The organism is Mesorhizobium sp. M4A.F.Ca.ET.020.02.1.1 (genome assembly GCF_004022645.1).
Classification (GTDB): Bacteria; Pseudomonadota; Alphaproteobacteria; order Rhizobiales; family Rhizobiaceae; genus Mesorhizobium.
On record NZ_RZOI01000879.1, the window covers coordinates 1 to 2194 of the forward strand.

At 65.4% G+C, this 2194-nt stretch carries 2 protein-coding genes; both read left to right on the plus strand.

Translation table 11 applies throughout. The features are described from left to right. Window positions 1–433 (plus strand): chromate transporter (locus tag EN742_RS32510; protein ID WP_148670430.1); only part of this gene is annotated, 433 nt, incomplete at its 5' end. Window positions 434–636: 203 nt separating this feature from the next. Next, a complete protein-coding gene (locus EN742_RS32515) occupies window positions 637–2031 on the plus strand; it encodes a multicopper oxidase family protein (RefSeq protein WP_126058032.1) in 1395 nt (464 codons plus the stop codon). Window positions 2032–2194: the final 163 nt, after the last annotated feature.

Consider the following 2194-nt stretch of genomic DNA (forward strand, 5'->3'; position numbering starts at 1 on the left):
GGTGCTGCAGTTCGTTGGTTTCGTCGCCGCATACCGGCACGCCGGCGCGATAAACCCGCTGCTCGGCGGGGCGCTCGGATCGCTGCTGACCTTGTGGGTGACCTTCGTGCCCTGCTTCTTCTGGATCTTTCTCGGCGCGCCCTACATCGAACAGCTACGGCAGAACAAGGCGCTGTCGGCGGCGCTCGGCGCGATCACCGCGGCCGTCGTCGGCGTGGTGATGAACCTGGCGCTTTGGTTCGCGCTGCATGTCGTCTTCGGCACGGTGCGCAGCGTCGGCCTGGGCATGGAGATCCCGGTGCTGTCGTCGCTCGACTGGCGCGCCGCGCTGCTTTCGATCGCAGCGATGGTCGCCATGCTCAGGCTCGGGGTCGGCATGCTTCCGACGCTGGCCGCATCGGCGCTGGCGGGGCTGGCGTTGCAGGCGCTTTGACGCCTGCGCCATCACGGCGGCACGCTGCAAGACGGCGGCGCATCGGTCTGGCCGCAACCGGTGCGGCCATCACGGCAGGGTGATTTCCGGTCCGATCGAACGACGTGGTGTTGTCGGCGGGCAGCATCGGGGGCTACACGCTTTGTGCGCTTTGCCGCAATGAGGCCCGGTGCCAGGATTGTCCTTTCGAGTTGGAACGCAGCATGACGCTACTGACGCGCCGCAACCTTCTGAAAACCACGGCGGTGGCCGGCGCGGCCGGTATCGGGCTGTGCGCCATGGGCAGGTTCGCCAGCCGGGCCTTGGCCAGGCCCGATCCGGTGATGCTGAAGACGGCGAGGATCGAGGCGAAGCTGATGGATGTCGGCCAGACCAGGGATGTGCTCACCTATGGCGAGGCCGGCATGCCGCCAGTGCTCAGGATGAAGAAGGGTGAGCCGTTCGCCGCGCGGCTGATCAACGGCCTCGACGATCCGACGACGATCCATTGGCACGGCATCCGCGTTCCCAACAAGATGGACGGCGTGCCGTTCCTGGTGCAGCCCTATGTCTACACCGGCGATCATTTCGACTACGCGTTCACGCCGCCGGACGCCGGCACCTTCTGGTATCACCCGCACTGCAACACGCTGACCCAGATGGGCCATGGGCTGACCGGCGTGATCGTGGTCGAGAACCCGAACGATCCGCAATTCGATGCCGAAATGGTGATCAATCTGCGCGACTGGCGACTCGGCGATGACGGCCAGTTCATCGACCAGTTCCGGCCTCGCGATGCAGCAAGGGCGGGCACCTATGGGACGGTGCGCACCGCCAACTGGCTCGACCAGCCGCAATTCGATGCGCCCGCCGGCGGTTTGGTGCGGCTGAGGGCCGCCATTACCGACGTCACCCGCGTCTACGCCTTCCGTGTCGAGGGAGCCGAGGCGGCAGTCGTCGCGCTCGACGGCAATCCCGTGCCGCAGCGCTTCGCGCCCGACGCCTTGCAACTTGGACCCGGCCAGCGGCTCGACCTTGCCATACGCATGCCCGACGACGAGGGTGCCATCGTCAGCCTCAGGGACGTCAGGGGCACCAAGCCCAAAATACTGGCGACGCTGCGCGCGGTCGGAAAGTCGCTTAGGCGCGACGTTCGCGATCTCGCGGCGCTGGAAGCCAATCCGGTGGCGGAGGTCGATGTCGCCAGCGCGAAGCACATTTCGCTGGCGCTCAGCGCCACCGCGGAAAACGTTCCGGCCGACGGCATCTGCGGCTCGCTCGGTTACAGTTTCTGGGCGATCAACAAGGTGCCGTGGCCGGGCGACACGCCGGACCCGACCGCGCCGCTGGCCGAACTGAAGCTCGGCAGGAGCTATGTCATCGACATGGAGAACCTGACGCCGCAATCGCACCCGATCCATCTGCATGGGATGAGCTTCAAGGTGCTGTCGTCGTCGACGCGCCGGGTCCAGCCGCTCGTCTCCGACACCTATCTCATCCAGCCCGCCGAGAAGGTTCAGCTGGGTTTCGTGGCCGACAATCCCGGCGACTGGCTGCTGCATTGCCACATCATCGAGCACCAGAAGTCGGGGATGACGAGCTATATCCGGGTAGCCTGAAAGGACTGGTCGCAACGCATGACGGCGGCTCGCGGCGCGGGCAAAGGCTGGTTTTTTCGCAGCCACTCCGGATGTTGCGCCCCGGCGTTTCCAAACTTGAACGGGTGCCATTTCCAAAACTCGCGACCGCGCATTTACAACTAACATGTTAGTGTGATAAAGC

Excerpts from the sequence above, each read along its gene's own strand:
- EN742_RS32515 (WP_126058032.1), top strand. The coding sequence starts at position 637 with ATGACGCTACTGACGCGCCGCAACCTTCTGAAAACCACGGCGGTGGCC.